Raw genomic sequence first — 17,938 nt, forward strand, 5'->3', positions numbered from 1 at the left:
ATGTTTAAATTTGTTAAATCCTCTTCAAATAGATCAAATTGATACGATCACTCTAATAATGAAGTGGCTTTTTGAGGACGTTCAAATGTAGGTAAAAGTAGTTTAATAAATGCTTTAACAAATAATTCAAAACTTGCTAGAGTTTCAAAAACACCCGGAAGAACACAACTAATTAATTTTTTTGAGAATGAGTTTAATGCTGTCTTTGTTGACTTACCTGGTTATGGATATGCTAAATTATCTCAAACCCAAAAGCAACAAATGATGCTGATGATTGAAGAATATTTAACTCAAAGACCTAATTTAGTTAATTTGTTTTTATTAATCGATGCACGTCATGGTTTAACTAAAATTGATATGCAAATTATTCAATTTTTAGCTTTAAATAAAATAACTTTTAGTGTTGTATATACCAAGATAGATAAACTAAAACAATCAGAAAAAAGCAAACTCATAAAAAATAATCAGCAATGAAGTAAAGAATGTAATTTTAGCAATACGTATTTTGTGTCTAGCGAAACAAAATTTGGGATAGCTGATTTGAGCAATTTTATTACTCAAATATTAGGAGAAAATGATGAAAACATTCAATTTTAAGACAAAAATGTTTTTGGCTTTAGGTGCTACAGTCGTACTTGGTAGTGCTGTAGTTGCAACTGCAGTGACATTATCTACAACTAAAAAAAGTGACACCAAAATTTTGCTGAATAATTTTTCTTTAAATGCATCTGATTCTGCTAAAAGCAATCTAGCTTCAAGTTATGCTACTGTAAATTCAACAACTAATGTTCAAGTATCAAATAACTACTGAACTGATGAACTTATTTTTAAACGTCTTGCGTCAGATGAAGAATTACAAACAAAAGACTTTATTTTAAAAGATGCCAATGGTACTTTTCTTAATTACTTTAAAGATAAATATATTATTGATTTTTCATCTTTTGCCAACGACCTTGAAGGAGAATTGTATTTAAAAGTTTCTTTAAGAGAAATAGCTTCAACAACCTCATCGCCTAAAGTTGTTGACCATGTTTTTAAAGTTAGTGGATTTAAAAAAGTAACTTTTGAAGAAAATAAAAAATACCTATTTATTAATTCTGCTCGATTAAACATGGAAGGCTTAATACCTTTTAAAAATGTTGAAGAACTTAAACAAAAATATAACTCCTCATCCAATGAAGATAAAGCACAATTAATAAACTCATTTGTAGAATTTGACCTATCTAATTCTGCTATAGTGAATTTAGAATTAAGTTCAATTAGTTTTGATCAAAATAAACTTAAAATTGCTCCAGCGTTGCAGTTAAAAGTTAATGCTGCAACTCAAAAAAAATTATATTCAACACAAATATTTACTGGTGAAAAAGAATACATTAACGCAAAAGAATTTGAAGTTGATTTAGGTAAATACTTTGAAATTAAAAATACATGAGCTACCCAAGTTACTTTAAGTGGTGCAACAAAAGATTTATCTGAATTAACACTAGCTGATATTAAAAACAGCTTTAATAAGTCAACACTAACTTTCTCATCACTGAAACTAAATCATATTCCAGATGAATTCAAAGCTCGTATTTCTGAATCAATTAGTGAAACAGACAATAAATATATTTTTAAATACTATGTATTAAATTCCAATGACTTACTTGAATATGTAGATGAAATATCAATTGATAAAACAGCTTTAAAACAAAACTCATAATTAGACAGGGCAAATGCTCTGTTTTATATAAAATTTTATGGAATAATTACCTTTTATGACCCAACATTTTTAGATTTTCAAATATAGTGAAAAACTAACTTGGTAAAATTTAATTAACATTATTTTAAAGGAGTACAGTAAAAGATGAATATTCAAAAGAGAACAAAATTAGTTGCTACTATTGGTCCTTCAAGTGACAACTATGACGTGCTACGTTCACTTGTTGAAAATGGTGTAACATGTGTTAGAGCCAACTTTTCACATGGTGATCATGCTGAACAATTAAACAAATTTGTATTGGCAAAAAAAGTATCAGAAGATTTAAAAGTACCTGTATCAACAATGCTTGATACTAAAGGTCCTGAAATTAGAGTTGGAAAAATGAAAGATGGTGCACAAGTAATTAAAGCCGGAAGTTTAGTTACTGTGTATTCAACAGCTGACAAATACCAAACATTAGAAGGAACTGACCAAGAAATCACAGTTGCTTACGATATGTCAAAAGACCTTGTTGTTGGTAACCAAGTGTTGCTTGATGACGGAAAACTTTCAACAGTAGTTGAAGAAGTTGGAGAAGGATACGTTAAAGTTAGAGCTGAAAATACTCACAAACTTAAAACTAACAAACGTATTAATTTACCAGGAGTTGATTTCAGCTTACCTTTCTTAGCTGAAAAAGATATTAACGATGTTATTTTTGGAATTAAATCAGGAATTAACTATGTTGCAGCATCATTTGTTAATTCAGGAAAAAATGTTTTAGAACTTAGAAAATTACTTGACGAAAACGGTGGAAAACACGTTCAAATCATTTCAAAAATTGAATCTCACTTAGGTGTAAAAAACATCGATGAAATTATTAAATATTCTGATGGAATTATGGTTGCACGTGGAGACTTAGGATTAGAAATTCCTTACTACGATGTTCCTTACTACCAAAAAAGAATGATCAGAAAATGTCGTGAAGCTGGTAAACCAGTTATTGTAGCAACTCAAATGCTTGATTCAATGGAAAATTCACCACACCCAACTCGTGCTGAAGTAACTGACGTTTACTATGCGGTAGAGCTTGGAGCTGACTCAACTATGCTTTCAGGAGAAAGTGCTAATGGTTCATTCCCTCTTGAAGCAGTTAAAACCATGACAGCAATTAGCAAAAAAGCTGAAAAAGAATTTTATTCAAAACAATACTACGACACACAACTTGATTTAAACCTTAAAAACTCAGATGCAAATGATGTAAGAACATTAATTTCTTACTCAACAGCAAACCGTTCAAAAACTGGAGAATACAAATTTGTTGTTGTTCTTTCAAAAACAGGTACATTACTTAAACAAATCGCTAAATTCAGACCTAACGCTACTGTAGTTGGAGTTGTTGGTGATTCATTACTTGTTAATGCATTTGGTGTATACTCAGGTGTATATGTATCAGTAGATTCAGATTCATTATTTGAAGAAATTAAAGCTGATCACGAAAAAGCTGAAAGAGCATTGATGCCATTTAACGCTCAAAAAGGTGATAAATACCTTGTTGTGGAAAACACAAAAATTACAGAACACGTTGTTAAATAATTTCAAAGAGCAAGCTTGTCTTGCTTTTTATTATTCTTTTTTTGAAGTAAGAATTACTTTAAAGTTATGATAAGGCATAAAAAAACCATCCTATTGGACGGTGTCATTAAACTAGGACACAAAAGTTGGACAGTTTAAAAAACACACACATCTCAACATTGTTGAGGTGTTTTTCAATCTATTTGAGATTGAAATCTATCATTATTGTATCAATTAATATAGTTTGTTATTAATTCATTTAATTCTTCAAATTTCATATATTTTACTTTGGGGTCATTTAAACATTCACTTTTAATAACTGAGAAAAAATATTCTGCTTCTCTATTATCTAATGAGTTTCCAATTCTTCCCATTGATATTTTTCCATTATTTTCAGAAATGATCTTTTGATACTCTTTTGAAGAATATTGAAAACCATGATCTGAATGAATTATTCATTCTCGATCGAATTTAATATGTTTTATATGATTTATGACTAAATCTAAATCATTGTTTTTGCTCAAATTTCAATTTATTATTTTCTTGGTTTTGTGATGAATTGCTATGGATAGATAAAGATGATTACCCATTTCACTATAAATATTAGGAATGTATGAAACATCTGTAGCAATAATATTGTTTGTTTTTCCGGAAAAATCTCGTTTTACCAAATCTTGAAATTTAACATTTAAGTTTTTAATTTCTCTTTTTCTTTTTGGAATACGAGTAGAACATTTTAAGTTGAGTTTTTGCATAATTCTCCCGATTTTTCGGTAATTTATGCATTTACCATATTTTTTAAGAATATAAATTTCAAGTCTTTTTCTACCGTATCTTGATTTATTTTCAAAGAAAGATTTAACAATCAAATCAATTGTTTCTTTATCTTCAGTAAAACTTCTTCCTTTTGAGTTAAGTCTGTAATAATATGTAGATTTCGGGATTCCAAATTCTTGAGTTAAAACTTTGGCACTTAATTTTTTGCCTTTATTTTTAATTCTTTTTTTAATTTCTTTTTCAGATATTTCTGGAAAAATCTCTCTGTATATTTTCACTATTTCTTCTAGATCTGTTCTTGAGTATTGACTAGGGTCAGGTCTTTTTAAAGGTCTTCCAGAACCCTTTCCTTTCTTTGGGGCAGTTCCTGTTTTAGATACCAAAACATCTTCATTAGTTTGAAATCATTTATATTTTTTTCTAAATCAAGATCTAACATAAGGGTTTCTTCAATCTTTTTGAAACTGGCTTTTAGTCAAAAATACATATTCACTGTATGAAATTATGTTAGATTTATAATTTTGATATAACTTAAATCATTCTTTTCATTCTATAGGTTTTAACTGTTTCATAATTTCTCCTATAAAGATTATATAAAAAGGACAAGAATGTCCAATTTTCTTGTCCTAGTTTACGTTTTATTATTTATTATTTCAATAAGTCAGAGTAAGCTTTTTCAACTTTGTCAACTAATGATGGGTTAGCTTGTTTTAATACATTCACCACAAGGTTTTTTAAGTATAAGTTGTTTTTCTTAACGTTTTCATCAGCAAAAGCAAATTTGTAATTTACATCTTTAACGTCTTCATCTTTAATTTCGTGTTGACCAAATTCACCAAGTAAATATTGCATTGCAAATTCGTTTTTAGCTTCTTTTGCAGCAGCTTCTTTTAATTCAGCTTCCACTTTTTCTTCGGTTGTTTTAACAAGTTTTAAGTATTCGTGTTTTTTCACACCGAATTGTTTAAGTGAATCATTAAAGTTTTTTTGTAATTTTTCAAATTTATCTTTGTATAAAACTTCAGGTAATACAAGGTTTGAAGCTTTAACAAGTTCTTCAATTAAATTTTTGAAATATGTATCTAATGTTGCGTTGAATTGTTGAATGTTTTCTCTATTTACAAGCAATTCTTGAAGCTCTTCTTTAGATGAAACTCCTAACATTGGCATGTTTTTGAAAAATTCTTCGTTTAATTCAACTTCTTTTGCTCTTGTGAAGCTGTGAATTTTTACTTCAAATACAGCTTCTTTGTTTCTAAAGTCTTCTACATAATAATCTTTTGGGAAAGTTACTTTTACATCAACTTGTTCTTTAGCTTTTTTCCCAATTAATTGATCTTCAAAACCAGGAATAAATGAATTTGATCCAAGTTTTAATTCGTATTCTTGAGCTTCTCCGCCTTCAAATGGTTCGTTGTTGATAAATCCTTTAAAATCAATTAAAGCTGTATCTCCAGATTTAGTAACTTCATCAGCGTTTTCTGAACCATCAAATAATTGGTTTGAACCAAATCTTGAAGCAAATTCGTGAAGTAATTTTTCTGCATCTACAGGTGTAAATTCAAGTGATACATTTAATTTTGAAAGTTCAACTTCTTTTAAGTTAGGCGCAAGTGAAACTGTGAAAGAAATTAATAAATCGCTTTTGTTTTCTTTTGATTCTTCAACTGTTACATTAGCTGGAAGTGGTAAAACAGAAACATTATTTTCTTTAGCTGATTTTTGTGCTTCTTCAATTGCTTGCGCGTAGTATTTTCTAGCAAAATGATCAACTGTTGCTGAGTGAATAGCTTGATAATTTACTCTTGCTTCTAGTTCTTTTAAAGGAGCTTTTCCTGGTCTAAATCCTGGAACTTTAACAGTTTTTAAAGCTTCTTTAAATCTTTTTTCGAATTCAGGAAGAAATTCGTTTTCAGCAATTGTTACAGTTACTGATAATGATTGTTTTTGTTTATCTAAGTTAGTTGTAAACATAAAAATATCTCCTTTTTAAAATATATGTATATTTTACATTATTTCTTAATTTATTTAAGCGTATAAAGCTAGTAGATGTAAAAAAATATTGAACCACGATTGTAGGTTTTTTGATTGTGAAACATCTTATAGTAGGCTTGATTAAATAAAATTCCTAAAAACATTAAGTTAACAAATCAAGTAATAAAGAAAGCCAATGTTAAAACAAATCCAATACTTCCGTATTTGTTGTAATTTAATGCATTATTAATTCAAAATGAAAATACGATCACAAAAATCACATTGGGAATAGTTGCAAAAATAGCACCTCTTAAAATATGACGTATTTTGATTTGAAAACTAGGTGCAAGTTTAAAGATTAAAATAAATAAACTTAAAATGAAAGCGCTAGTTCAAAATACAAAAAACAATTTACTCAATGTAGGTGATTTATGTGCTGATAAGTTAAAATCTCCAGTGACAATCGCCTCTGTAAAAGTTTGTAAGTTAGAAAAACCTCACAGCAAAATACTTACTAAAAACACTAGTCCCATTCCCTTAGCACGATTACCTAAATAAGTACCTATTTTTTTGTGATCATACATATAATTGACTGCTGAAACCAATTTACCGTATCCAGTAGATGCAAAAAGCAAGGTTGTTATAAAAAACAAAGCATTTCCAATTAGGGCTGAAAAATCTAAGGAACCATTAGTTAGTTTAAAAAATTCTACCGACCCAACGTAGTTGGTTACATCTGGCAAAAAATTACTTAGTGTTCCATTGATAAATCTTTCTTTAAAAACACTTTGATTTTCAGAGTTGCCATACACAACAAATCCTAGCAGCATATTTAAATTGAAAATAATATAGATAATAGGAATGAAGGAAATTAAAAAGTAAAAAGCAATAGTTAGCCAAGTGAAATTAAACTCTTTGGACACAAATTTCGCAAATACAATGTCAACTACTCCACGTCTTTTTCGGTGGAGAGCATTAATTTTTTCTAAAGCTTCAAAGCTTTGATTTTTCCCAGGAATAAGTAATTTTAAATAACGAAACCCAGGAAAGGTCAAAAACCATGAAAACACATAAATAACTAGTTTAAGAATAAAATCAAACCATAAGCCTAAATATTTAAATGGATCATCTCATAAAAGGTTAATTGACCAGTTATAGTACTTTCTTTTACGATACTTAAAAGAAAGTAACTTTTTGTAGGGGTTTTTAGTTTTTAAATCTTTCATCTAAAACCTTTTTAGCAATTTTATCGCTTAATGTTGGATTAACTTGCCCTCCAGTTTGTTTCATTAATGTCCCTAAAACAAACTTAAGAACTCTTTCAGGTCTATCAAGATACTCGCTTACAAGTTGCTCGTTATTGTTAACGATCTCTAATACAATCTCTTGAATTTGTTGCGGGTCAGAAATTTGTTTAAGATTATGTTTTTCAAGCAATTCGTCTAAATTACCTTGAGGATAATTACACAATAAAGGAATTAGTTTTTTGAGCGACTTACCTGAAATTACTTCGGCATCAAGCAACTCTAAAGCTTTGGTAAGGTTTGCTGGATTGATATTCAATTCTTTAATATGTTTAGATTTGGAATTAGCAAGGGATACAACTTCAGCAAAAAATACTTTTGATAGCTTTTCTTTATCAGGATATTCAATTAAATCGAAGTATTGAGCCATTTCGATGTCATCAACAAGACTTTGAACATAAATGTTAGCAATATTTGAATTTAAATATCTTTGTTCTTTTTCTAAAGGTAATTCAGGAATAAACACTGAATCAATAAATTCTTTAGATAATTTGATAAATGGAATGTTTGGTTCAGGAAAGTACTTATAATCAGTTGTTCCAGTTTTAGTTCTCATCACAACATTAGTATTATTTTGGTCATTAAAACGTTTGGTTTGCTGTAAAATCACTTCATTTTTTAAAAGTTTTTCTCTTTGAAGTTTTATTTCAAACTCAATGGCCTTTTTAACATTTGATAATGAGTTCATATTTTTAATTTCAACTTTAGTACCAAATACTTTGGCTCCAAAAGGACGTAGTGAAATGTTAATATCGGCTCTAAGTGAACCCTCTTCTAATTTTCCATCCGAAATACCTAGTGCCATAACTGTTTTTTTAATCATGTCAATGTAAGCAGCAGCTTCTTCAGCGTTTCGAATAACTGGATAAGTAACAATTTCAATTAATGGAGTTCCAGCTCGGTTGTAGTCTAATTTAGTTCCTTCAGCATCATGATTTTGTTTAGCGGTATCTTCTTCTAGATGAATTCTTTCGATTTGAATTTCTTTTAAACCATCAGATGTTTTGATTTTAATTGAACCGTTTTTCCCAATAGGACGGAAAAATTGAGTAATTTGATAACCTTTTGGTAAATCTGGGTAAAAGTAATTTTTCCGATCAAAATGCAATTCATCATCAATTTCCATATTTAATGCTTTAGCAAATGCGATTGCATATTTAACTGCTTGTTTATTAACTAATGGCAAAGTTCCTGGATATGCTAAGTCAATTTGGTTAGCGCAAGTGTTTGGAGCGGCACTAAAATCAATTTTTGCAGGAGAAAACATCTTTGTTTTAGTTTTTAACTCAATGTGAATTTCAATTCCGATTATTGTTTCAAAATTAGTCATTTATTTCTCCTATTAATTCTTCAATATATAAAGCATGATTTAATAATTTATTATCATGATAAATTTGAGCATCAATATTTAAGTTGAAAGGCATTTGGTTTTTAAATCCTAGCGGAATTGAAAGAGATGGATTTCCTGCTAAATTTGAACCTGTTAAAATATAGTCCATAACATCATAAGATTGGTGATTGTCAATTTGTGGGGCAATTGATGCAAATGAAGGGTAAATTACAATGTCTGCTTGAGAATGAAGAGAGTGTAAATAATCTTTAATTACTCTACGAGCTTTCATGGCTTTAACAAAAATTTCTTCTTGATTTTGGCTGTATAAAAAGTAACTTCCAAGAGCTAATCTTTCGCTTACCATATGTCCAAATTTTTGACTTCTAGTTTGGGTCATTATTTGTTCATAAGTGTCTCCTGGTACTCTATCACCAAAAGCAATACCGGTCAGGTTAGCTAAATTAGAAGAAGCCTCAGAAAAGCTTACTACTTGATAAACCGGCTTAATTGATCTTAAAATGTCCAAATTAGGTTTAATTAATTCAACTTGAATATTCTCACTTTTTAACTTGTTTAATAATTTATCAAAAGCCTCATTAACTTCAAAATCGCAAAATTGTGAAAAATCTAAAGCGATAATTTTACTTGGTTTTTGTTTTTGAAGTTCATTTAAAGGAACCTCCACTGATGTCATATCTTTGGCATCTTTTCCAAAAAGAGTTTTAGAGACATAAAAACAATCATTAACATTATGAGTAAAATACGCTACAGTATCCAGTGATGAAGCGTATGCAAACATTCCGTAACGCGAAATAGCTCCATAAGAAGGTTTAAAACCAACAACTCCATTGTATGAAGCGGGCAATCTAACACTATCACCAGTATCGCTACCGATAGCAAAAGAAATAGCATCAGTAAAAGTAGCAACCGATCCAGAAGAACTTCCTCCGACTAAGCGAGTTTTATCTTTAGGGTTAACAATTAATCCATAAGCACTGTGTTTTCCTGTTCCTCCTAAAGCAAGTTCATCATTGTTAACTTTAGCTGCCATAATTGCTCCAGCTTGTAATAATTTAGTAACAATGTGAGCTTCATATGAAGGTTCAAAATTATCTAAAATCAATGAAGAAGATCTTACTTTTCCTTCTTTGGTTGCGTAAACATCTTTAAGAGTGAAAACAGCATCATTTAAAATTCCTTCACCATGTTTTTTGTATTCTAACACTGTCGCTACAGCATTGTTTTGATCTGCTTTTAATTGTTGAATTGCTGTTTCAAAATTACCTAAAACTTTTAATTTACTCATTAATTCACCACCCTTGATGTTATTATGTAATCATCATCTTTATCAGCCGCATTTTTTAGAATATCCTCTTTGGTAATAGCGAAGGATCTATCTTCGATGTCTTCTCTTAAAAAGTCTATTTTTAATGACTCATCAATATGCGACATTGGTTGAACGTTTTCTAAATCCAATTTGTTAAGTTTTTCTAGTTCCAATTGAATATTGTTTCAATTTTCAATAATGTTATTTAAAACTTCTTCTGTTGGTTCAATCATTAGTGAAGAAACAATTTCTTTTAACTGTTCTTTAGTAATTTGTTTCATATTTGTCCTTTCTATCATTTAATAGGAGCTCAAAACTCGCGATTATTTAAATATTTTAATTTTCCATTAAGACCTGCAAATTTTAAATAATATGAATGAAGCATCAAGCGATCTGCTTTTTTACCACCATATTTGCGATCTCCGTAAATTGGTGCATTTAGATATTTTAAAGTTAAACGAATTTGATGTTTTCTTCCGGTTAAAATTTGAGCAATCTTACGTTTCCCTTCGCTATAAAATAATGTAATTCCTTCCTTAGAATTTTCTTTAGGATTTGCGGAAACTTTCATTTTACCGCTTTGAGCATCTTTGTAAAAATGCAATACAACCTTATTGTTTGATGGATTAAAATCAGACATAAATTGATATTTCTTAATAAGATCGTGTCTAGATTCATTTAATTGTTTAACAGTTGCATAGTTTTTTCCGTATACCATTAAACCGCTTGTTTCTTTATCTAAGCGTCCTATGTGACTAGGGGTAAAACTATCGCTTTGAACAAACTTTAAGTATGCTAGCACTTGATTGTCTAAACAGTTGTCTTCACCATGAACGGCCACTCCTGCTTTTTTGTTAATTAGCAAGATGTTTTCGTCTTCGTAAATGATGCTTAGTTCATTTGTTAGCGAATATTGTGGTTTTTCTTCTGCAACATCCACAACTCCATAAACAACAATATGATCGCCCTCATTTACTTTGTAATCTTTTGTGATTTTTCTGCTTCCATTGACTTTAATATCTTTCTTGCGAAATAACTTTTCAATTTTGCTAATTGGTAAATTTGACAAGTATTTTTGCAAAACTTTAAACAATGTTCGGGTCGCATCGTTTTCAGTGGCTTTTATTTCAAACATTTTTCTCCTTTTGTAATAAAAAAAGACACCCAAAGGTTAGTCTTCTCTTTGGCTAGTAAATAAATCAAAATCAGCGCTTTCGTTTTCAACACCTTCAATATAATTAAAGTCGTTAATTTTCGGTAAATCACGCATAGTTCTTACTTTAAAGTGATCGTAAAATTTATTAGTTACTCCGTATAAAACAGGATTTCCGGGTGTAGGTGAAATTCCTACTTCCTCAATAATTCCTTTAACTAGTAAAGTATTTACCACTTGTTCTGAAGCAAGTCCTCTAATGGCATTAATTTGGCTTTTGGTGATTGGTTGTTTATAAGCAATAATTCCAGCTACTTCAATAGCTGCATTAGAAAGTCTTTGCTTTTTAACAACAGTAACCATTTTTGAAACATATTCTTTAACTGATTCACGAGTGGCTAGTTTATACACTTCATTAAAAGAAACGACTTTTAGTCCGCGATCTTGAGAGTTAAATTCTTTATGAAAATCATCCATAACTTTTTTAGCTTCAGCAATAGTGTTTAAAGAAAAAATTTCTTTGACTTGTTCTAAATTTAATCCTTCATCTCCTTGGATGTAAAGTAATGCTTCTAAAACTTTATTTTTCATTGAATTCACTTCCTTTTTTAATTGTAATATCACCAAATTGTTCATCTTGAACAATAATTAGCTGTTGCTGTCTTGCTAAATCTAAAATCGCCAATAAAGTTATAACAAAGTGCCCGATTGTAGGTTGATTAAACACCATTTCAAAAGAGACAACATCATGTTTTGCTAATAAATCTTTTATAAATGCAAATTGATCAGATGGTGTAAGTTTAATGGTTTCTAGTGTAGTGGTTCTCAATCTTTGTGCGTATACACGTTCAAACATTTTTCTTAAAACAGTAATTAGTTTAGTAGGGTTTGAAAATCCGTCTAAACGCGAATCGTCAGAATCTATAATGAAATCATCAATATTGCTTGGTTTTTTAATAAAGATATCTTCTCTTTCAACTTGAAAAGTTTTAAGTGCTTCTTTAATTTCCTTAAATTGTTGGTATTCAACAAGTTGTTTAATTAAACTTTCTTTTTCTTGTTGAATTTCTTCAACGACTTCAGACTCTTGAAGTACCATTTTAGCTTTAAGTTGAATTAAGGTCGCAGCCATTAATAAGTAATCGCCGGCAATGTCAATTTCATTTTCTTTTAGATGGTTAATAATTTGCAAATATTGACTGGCTAATTCAGCTACATCAATATCAAACAAACTCATTTTTTTATCTTTTACTAAAGTTAAAAGTAAGTCGAGCGGACCATCAAATTCGTTAATTTTAAAAGTATATTCATTTAAATTATTGTTCATTATATTTGCTCATTTCCGCTTGAATTAAAGATTTAACTCTTTGAGCTAATGCTTTAGCGTCTTGTCCAATGAAGTTAATTGGTTTAATGGGTTTTAAGAAAGCAATTGTAATTTTTAATCTTCCTTTACGTTTTTTATTATCAGCTTCAACTGAATTGATAATTGCTACTGGAACAATGGTTAAATAGTTGCTAATTGCTACTTTAAAAGGACCTGATTTAAAATCACCTAATTGTTGCTCTTTAACTCTGGTTCCTTCAGGGAAAGCTACACCTAAAGTTTTATTAACTCTAATAAATTCTCCAAATTCGTTCAATCTAGTTAATGATTCTCTAAAATTACTACGGTCAATCACAACTGAGTCAGTTAGCTTTAATACTCTTTTAATTAAGAAGTTTTTATTAAGTTCTTCTTTGGCTAAAAAATTAACAATTCTGTTTCTGCTTCCTTCTTCAAATGTTTGTTTTTCTAAGGTAGCAAGTAAAGCGACTGGATCCATGTTAGATTTGTGGTTAGGAGCTAAAAGAACTCCCCCAGTTTTTGGGACATTGTCAAAACCGACAACTTCAATATCAATATTGTTTAATCTAAGTATTTTTTTGGCCAAGTTTAAAAAATAATCATTTCTAAACTGTGGACTCAATGATTCAGAATCTTTTTTATACTTATGATTCATTGACATAATTTTTCTAACTCTAAGTAACCATGCAGGTGATGCAATGATTTTTTTGATAGTTCGACTAAAGGCTATTTTTTTCATATTTATCTCCATTGTCTATTACAAAGGCAATTAGTAAATCGCCTTCATGAGAAATACTAATGCTAAATTGTTTAAATGTTCATCTATTATTTTCTTTTTTAAGAGTTATTTTTGAATAATCTGCATAAGCATTATTGGCTTTAAAGATTGCTTCTTTAATACATCAGGCTCTAGCTAGAAACAATACTTTTTCATATTCATTTAACTCTTGAAATTGTTCTAATTCCTCATTAGATAATATTCGTTGTGCAAACGGATAGTTTTTGTTTTTAAAACGAGAAATTCGTGTTAAATCAACCCCTATATTTTGCATATTTTTATTATATAAAAAAAACACTTTTTTAACTGATAAAATGCAATTAAAAAAAGTGCAAATGCACTAATTTTCAATTGTTAAAGTAATCTTGAAATTACCCATTACTAATTTATCATTGTTGACTTTTTGAAATAGTTCATATTCAAAAAAGTATTCTTTAAGATTTTCAAATTTATAGTCAATTACTTGAGTGTAAAACTCTAATTCACGACCTACTCCTTCAGGAGTCATAAGTTCAAATAAATTTAATGCAGTTTGATTTTTGTCCAAAATTAAATAAATAGTTGTTGGTCCAGCAAAAATATTAATTCTTTGTTGTGAAATTTCAATACGATTGGCAACATTTTTACTTGGTTCATTAAAACTTAAAATTTCAAATTCTCCATCATTTACAACTTCTACTGGAGCTGTAAATTCAATTTGATTTTCGTTGTCATTTTGAAAAATAGTTGATTTGAATTTAATTTTCATATTGTTTTAACCTTTCGAAGATAATTGGTGCACCAAATAAGTAAATGGCCTTAGCAAGTTCAGGACCATGCTGAGCATTTGTTGCTGCCATGCGAATAGGCATAAATAAGTTTTTACCTTTTACTCCTAAAGATGTTGAAGTTTGATTAATAACATTTTGAATTGTTTCAATTGAAAAGCGTTCTTTTACTTCGTTTAATAAATTTGCAAAGGTTTTTACAACTTCAAGTTGAGATTCATCAAATTGGTTTTTAGCAATTTCAGGATTAACATAAGTGTTTAAATGTTGTTTTAATTCGCTAATTGTTGTAGCACTTTCTTTGAAGGTATCTACAAATAAGTTTAATCACTCTAAATCTAAATCATTAACTTGCAACTTTTGAATAATTTGTGTATTTAAAGTATTTTTTAAATATTGTTTTGAGAATCAATTCATTTTAGAAATATCAAATTTTGATGGAGATTTTGAAAGCCGAGCAGGATCGAATTTTTCAATTAATTCTGCATGATTCATCACTTCTTTAGCATCGGCTGAAGTTCAACCAAGTAAAGCTAAAAAGTTGAAAATTCCTTCTGGGGAATACCCTTCATTTTTATAATCTTCAATAAATTGTTTTAAAGTAGTGTCTCTTTTTGAAAGCTTTTTACCTTCCATGTTGGTAATAATTGTTAAGTGACCAAATTCAGGAGCTTCTCAATTTAAATATTGATAAATGGCTAATTGTTTTGGAGTATTACCAATGTGCTCTTCACCACGTAACACATGAGTGATTTGCATATCGTGATCATCAACAACTACTGCAAAGTTATATGTAGGATACCCATCGGATTTGAAAATAACTCAGTCAGCAATTTCATTAGAATCAAAAGAAATTTCACCTCTGACTATATCATTTCACTTTAATTGAATTTGTGAAGGCATTCTTAATCTAATTGAAAATTGACCTGCTTGTTCTCTTTTTTGTTTTTCTTCATCAGAAATTTGCAATCAATTTGGATTGTATCTAAATGATGGGATTCCTTTTTGATCTGATTCGAGTTTTTGTGCTTCAAGTTCTTCAGCAGTATCATATGCTTTATAAGCTAATTGTTTTTCAAGTAGTAAATTAGCAATTTCCCTGTATCGGTGTAGTTTTTCGCTTTGTCTGTATTGACCATATTTAGAATTTGGATTAAGTGGGCTTTCATCAGGAATAATACCCAATCATTTTAAATTGTTTAATTGCGATTCTTCTCCGCCTTCAACATTACGCTTAATATCAGTGTCTTCTAAACGAAAGATAAAATCTCCATTAAAGTGTTTAGCAAATAAATAATTAAAAAGAGCAGTTCTAGCCCCACCGATGTGTAAATAACCAGTAGGACTTGGTGCATATCTAGTTCTGATTTTTTTCATAAAACTCCTTAAATACAAAAGTATTTAAATTATATATAACTTATGAATTTTTAGTTTCTAAAGAATAGAGTTTTTGTGTTATTTTTGTACATTTGTTACTAAATATTTAAGTTTTACAAAAAAAGTGATGTAATTAATATAAGACCCAATTCGAAAAAGGGTTTTAATTTTTTTATATAAAGGAGGTTTATTTGTTTTTTAGAAATAGAAAAAATAATACAGAAAACAAACATTTTGAACCTCACGTAATTGAAAAAGCTAATACAGTGTATAAGAAAACCAAAATGTCTAACTTTGGTTTAAAACTTAGTTATTTTTATTCACATTTACCAATGTGAAAGCTTATTACAATTACCGTGGTAACAGCTGTGTTTTTTGGTGTAATAAGTGTGTTTTTTGTTAAAAATGTCGGTATTTATAATTTCGGTCTAGCGGCTTTTGGTCAAGCTATCGCTAGACTTATTACCGTTAAAATTGCCGGGAAAGTATCTCCAGGTATTAGTAACGCAATTGATCAACTTGTCTTTTGAATTGCGTATATTATTTTAAGTATTCCTATTTTTATTTTGGGTTACAAAAAAATTGGTAAGCTTTTTGGTCACTTAACAGTCATTTTTCTTGTTGTATCTTCAGTTGTGTCATTTTCAATTGGTTTTATTGATGGAGCAAATGAAGTTTATTTAATAGGTGACTTCGGAAACAATGATGTAAAAGCTTTAATTAAAGATATCGCAAACAACAATAAAGATGTAACAGACAGCGTTAAAGATAGTCTATTAAAATTAACTCCTTATATTCCTTTAAACTGAAAAGAAGGAGGAAATATCATTGCTTTAACTATTATTGCAATAGGTTATGGAGTAATTTTAGCTTGAATTTTCGCTTTAATTCAAATTATTGGTGGAACTGCAGGGGTTACTGGAATTATCGGAGAATGATATTCAAATAAAACTCAAAAATCATTTGGAAGCATTTCAGGATATTTAAATATTGCCATTATTATTATTTCAGTTGCTGTGGGTTCATGACTTCCTGGTTCATTATTTATTCAAACAATTAAATCTTATGTGACTGAAGATGTAAGAGCTGCTCTTAGCGAACAAAGTAAAGCTACTTTAGATTTATGAGCTGCAAAAGCATGAAGTTTTGAATTTTATCTTTCACCTAATTTTGTTGCTACATTTATTACAAATATTGCATATATAATGGTTCTTAATAAGGTATATCCTAAATTTAAATTAGTTAAAATCGAAGTTTTTTCTCACAAATTTAGTCTTTTAGAAGAAAAAATTACAAATGATAGAAAGATTGTTATAAAACTTACTTCTTTTATTGCTAAATCAGCAACAACTGAAGAAGAAACACATGTTTTAAAAACTGTTACACTATTTAGACAAGTGCCTAGAGTGCTAAAGAAAATTCGCCAATATGATCCTGAAGCTTTTGTGGCGATTTCTGAGGTTTCAAGTATTGACGGATTTATCTATTTACCTACTGAAAAGTTCTAATTTTAGAACTTTTTATTTGTCCTTATTTGCAACAAAAACTTTATAATTATCAAGCTATGAATAAATATAAAAAAATCTTATTGTCAATTAGTTTTGGATCGATTTTATCAACAGTTTTAGTATCAGCTGCATGCTCAAAAACCAGTCCAGAAAAACAACTTGAAAATCCAATCGAAAATACTAATAAACCAAATGAAGAAAAACAACCTGAAAACCCAACTGAAACCATTTCTGAAAATAAAGATAAAGAAAACGAATCAACTAAAGATACAAATAATGATAACAACACAAAAGTTAATAACTCAGAAAATTCAACATCAAACAATGAAAAATCAAATACAGTCACTCCCGAAAACAAAGCTACTTTATTAAGTGATCGTAAACAATTTTACGATTTGTATTTACACTATAGAAAAGAAGTGCAAGCAAATGCTTTCTTTGATCAAGAGTGATGAAACTCTTTTGCTACTCAAAAATATCCTCTTGATTTAATTAAAGATCAATCTAAAAAAATGCTCGCAATTAAAAGTTTTATTTTGGACTATCCAAATATTAATATAACAAATGACAAAGAATACGAAAACTCAGCAATGTTTACTTTTGAAACTTTATACATCAATTCAACAGAAGCGGTTCTTGAACTTTTAAAATACAGAAGCTACTATTATTTAGAAATGGATAAAATGCTAAAAAATAGCTCTATTTCTTTAGATGAGTTTAAAAAAGAAATATTCCAGTATTTACCTTCTACTCCTTCAACAGCAAAAATTGCTCTAGAAAAATTTAAAACATTTGAAGGTGAAAAAAAACAAAAATTAATTGGTTATTTCAATATGTTTAAAATTAATTTAGATTTAGTCACTAAAATGCTAAAAAATCACGTGTTAGAAGTGTCTAAGTTAGATCCGAGAGTTAGAAGGGCGATAGGTTTTGGAACTGAAAGTGATTTAACTGCTTATAAATTGCTGTTTAAAGCTTATTTCGAAGCTCTTAAGCATTACTCAGAATTGATAAAAAGTTTAAATTAAAAATGGCG

Annotated in this window: 18 protein-coding genes; 5 read left to right on the forward strand and 13 right to left on the reverse strand. The window is 29.1% G+C overall.

Features of this window, described 5'->3' with window-relative positions:
• From yihA to pyk, 3 genes are all read left to right on the forward strand, one after another.
• Positions 1 to 597 (forward strand): ribosome biogenesis GTP-binding protein YihA/YsxC, encoded by a 597-nt coding sequence (yihA, locus tag EXC45_RS02920; protein ID WP_036434733.1) that lies wholly within the window; start codon positions 1 to 3, stop codon positions 595 to 597.
• The gene (locus EXC45_RS02925) at positions 578 to 1,702 is read left to right on the forward strand and encodes an MAG1430 family protein (protein WP_036434735.1); all 1,125 of its coding nucleotides are present in this window, start codon (positions 578 to 580) and stop codon (positions 1,700 to 1,702) included. The genes yihA and EXC45_RS02925 overlap by 20 nt, the downstream gene beginning before the upstream one ends.
• A gap of 144 nt (positions 1,703 to 1,846) precedes the next feature.
• Positions 1,847 to 3,277: a pyruvate kinase gene (pyk, locus tag EXC45_RS02930; protein WP_036434738.1), complete on the forward strand. Its 1,431-nt coding sequence runs from the start codon at positions 1,847 to 1,849 to the stop codon at positions 3,275 to 3,277.
• Between the two features lie 134 nt (positions 3,278 to 3,411).
• Here the strand turns inward: pyk and EXC45_RS02935 are convergent, their stop codons facing one another.
• From EXC45_RS02935 to gltX, 13 genes are all read right to left on the reverse strand, one after another.
• The gene (locus EXC45_RS02935) at positions 3,412 to 4,605 is read right to left on the reverse strand and encodes an IS3 family transposase (RefSeq protein WP_129693790.1); all 1,194 of its coding nucleotides are present in this window, start codon (positions 4,603 to 4,605) and stop codon (positions 3,412 to 3,414) included.
• Between the two features lie 76 nt (positions 4,606 to 4,681).
• Positions 4,682 to 6,007 carry a trigger factor gene (gene tig / locus EXC45_RS02940; protein WP_036434434.1) on the reverse strand — a complete coding sequence of 442 codons (1,326 nt, stop codon included), beginning with the start codon at positions 6,005 to 6,007 and terminating at the stop codon, positions 4,682 to 4,684.
• Between the two features lie 68 nt (positions 6,008 to 6,075).
• Positions 6,076 to 7,233 carry a YihY/virulence factor BrkB family protein gene (locus tag EXC45_RS02945; protein WP_036434432.1) on the reverse strand — a complete coding sequence of 386 codons (1,158 nt, stop codon included), beginning with the start codon at positions 7,231 to 7,233 and terminating at the stop codon, positions 6,076 to 6,078.
• Positions 7,214 to 8,641, reverse strand: coding sequence for an Asp-tRNA(Asn)/Glu-tRNA(Gln) amidotransferase subunit GatB (gene gatB / locus EXC45_RS02950; protein WP_036434430.1), 1,428 nt, complete (start codon positions 8,639 to 8,641; stop codon positions 7,214 to 7,216). The genes EXC45_RS02945 and gatB overlap by 20 nt, the downstream gene beginning before the upstream one ends.
• Positions 8,634 to 9,950, reverse strand: coding sequence for an amidase family protein (locus EXC45_RS02955; RefSeq protein ID WP_036434428.1), 1,317 nt, complete (start codon positions 9,948 to 9,950; stop codon positions 8,634 to 8,636). Before EXC45_RS02955 ends, gatB begins: the two co-directional genes overlap by 8 nt.
• Positions 9,950 to 10,252 carry an Asp-tRNA(Asn)/Glu-tRNA(Gln) amidotransferase subunit GatC gene (locus EXC45_RS02960; protein WP_036434425.1) on the reverse strand — a complete coding sequence of 101 codons (303 nt, stop codon included), beginning with the start codon at positions 10,250 to 10,252 and terminating at the stop codon, positions 9,950 to 9,952. The genes EXC45_RS02955 and EXC45_RS02960 overlap by 1 nt, the downstream gene beginning before the upstream one ends.
• Positions 10,253 to 10,263: 11 nt before the next feature.
• Positions 10,264 to 11,106, reverse strand: a complete 843-nt coding sequence (locus tag EXC45_RS02965; RefSeq protein ID WP_129693791.1) for an RluA family pseudouridine synthase — start codon at positions 11,104 to 11,106, stop codon at positions 10,264 to 10,266.
• Between the two features lie 36 nt (positions 11,107 to 11,142).
• Entirely contained in the window at positions 11,143 to 11,715 is a 573-nt protein-coding gene (scpB, locus tag EXC45_RS02970) for an SMC-Scp complex subunit ScpB (RefSeq protein ID WP_036434421.1), read from the reverse strand.
• A complete protein-coding gene (locus tag EXC45_RS02975) occupies positions 11,705 to 12,451 on the reverse strand; it encodes a segregation/condensation protein A (RefSeq protein ID WP_036434419.1) in 747 nt (248 codons plus the stop codon). The genes scpB and EXC45_RS02975 overlap by 11 nt, the downstream gene beginning before the upstream one ends.
• Positions 12,441 to 13,211, reverse strand: coding sequence for a lysophospholipid acyltransferase family protein (locus EXC45_RS02980; RefSeq protein ID WP_084272207.1), 771 nt, complete (start codon positions 13,209 to 13,211; stop codon positions 12,441 to 12,443). The genes EXC45_RS02975 and EXC45_RS02980 overlap by 11 nt, the downstream gene beginning before the upstream one ends.
• Positions 13,192 to 13,524, reverse strand: a complete 333-nt coding sequence (locus EXC45_RS02985; protein WP_051616955.1) for a 4'-phosphopantetheinyl transferase superfamily protein — start codon at positions 13,522 to 13,524, stop codon at positions 13,192 to 13,194. The genes EXC45_RS02980 and EXC45_RS02985 overlap by 20 nt, the downstream gene beginning before the upstream one ends.
• A gap of 66 nt (positions 13,525 to 13,590) precedes the next feature.
• A complete protein-coding gene (locus EXC45_RS02990; protein WP_036434417.1) occupies positions 13,591 to 13,998 on the reverse strand; it encodes a DUF1934 family protein in 408 nt (135 codons plus the stop codon).
• Positions 13,988 to 15,394 carry a glutamate--tRNA ligase gene (gltX, locus tag EXC45_RS02995; RefSeq protein WP_036434412.1) on the reverse strand — a complete coding sequence of 469 codons (1,407 nt, stop codon included), beginning with the start codon at positions 15,392 to 15,394 and terminating at the stop codon, positions 13,988 to 13,990. Before gltX ends, EXC45_RS02990 begins: the two co-directional genes overlap by 11 nt.
• A 191-nt stretch (positions 15,395 to 15,585) precedes the next feature.
• Here gltX and EXC45_RS03000 point away from each other — a divergent pair, with 191 nt between their 5' ends.
• Both EXC45_RS03000 and EXC45_RS03005 read left to right on the forward strand, forming a co-directional pair.
• On the forward strand, positions 15,586 to 16,902 hold the full coding sequence (locus EXC45_RS03000; RefSeq protein WP_051616954.1) for a DUF2179 domain-containing protein: 1,317 nt from the start codon (positions 15,586 to 15,588) through the stop codon (positions 16,900 to 16,902).
• A gap of 56 nt (positions 16,903 to 16,958) precedes the next feature.
• Positions 16,959 to 17,930 (forward strand): hypothetical protein, encoded by a 972-nt coding sequence (locus EXC45_RS03005; RefSeq protein WP_036434409.1) that lies wholly within the window; start codon positions 16,959 to 16,961, stop codon positions 17,928 to 17,930.
• Positions 17,931 to 17,938: the final 8 nt, after the last annotated feature.

Origin of the sequence: Mycoplasmopsis columboralis, assembly GCF_900660675.1 — a bacterium.
GTDB classification, from domain to species: domain Bacteria; phylum Bacillota_I; class Bacilli_A; order Mycoplasmatales; family Metamycoplasmataceae; genus Mycoplasmopsis; species Mycoplasmopsis columboralis.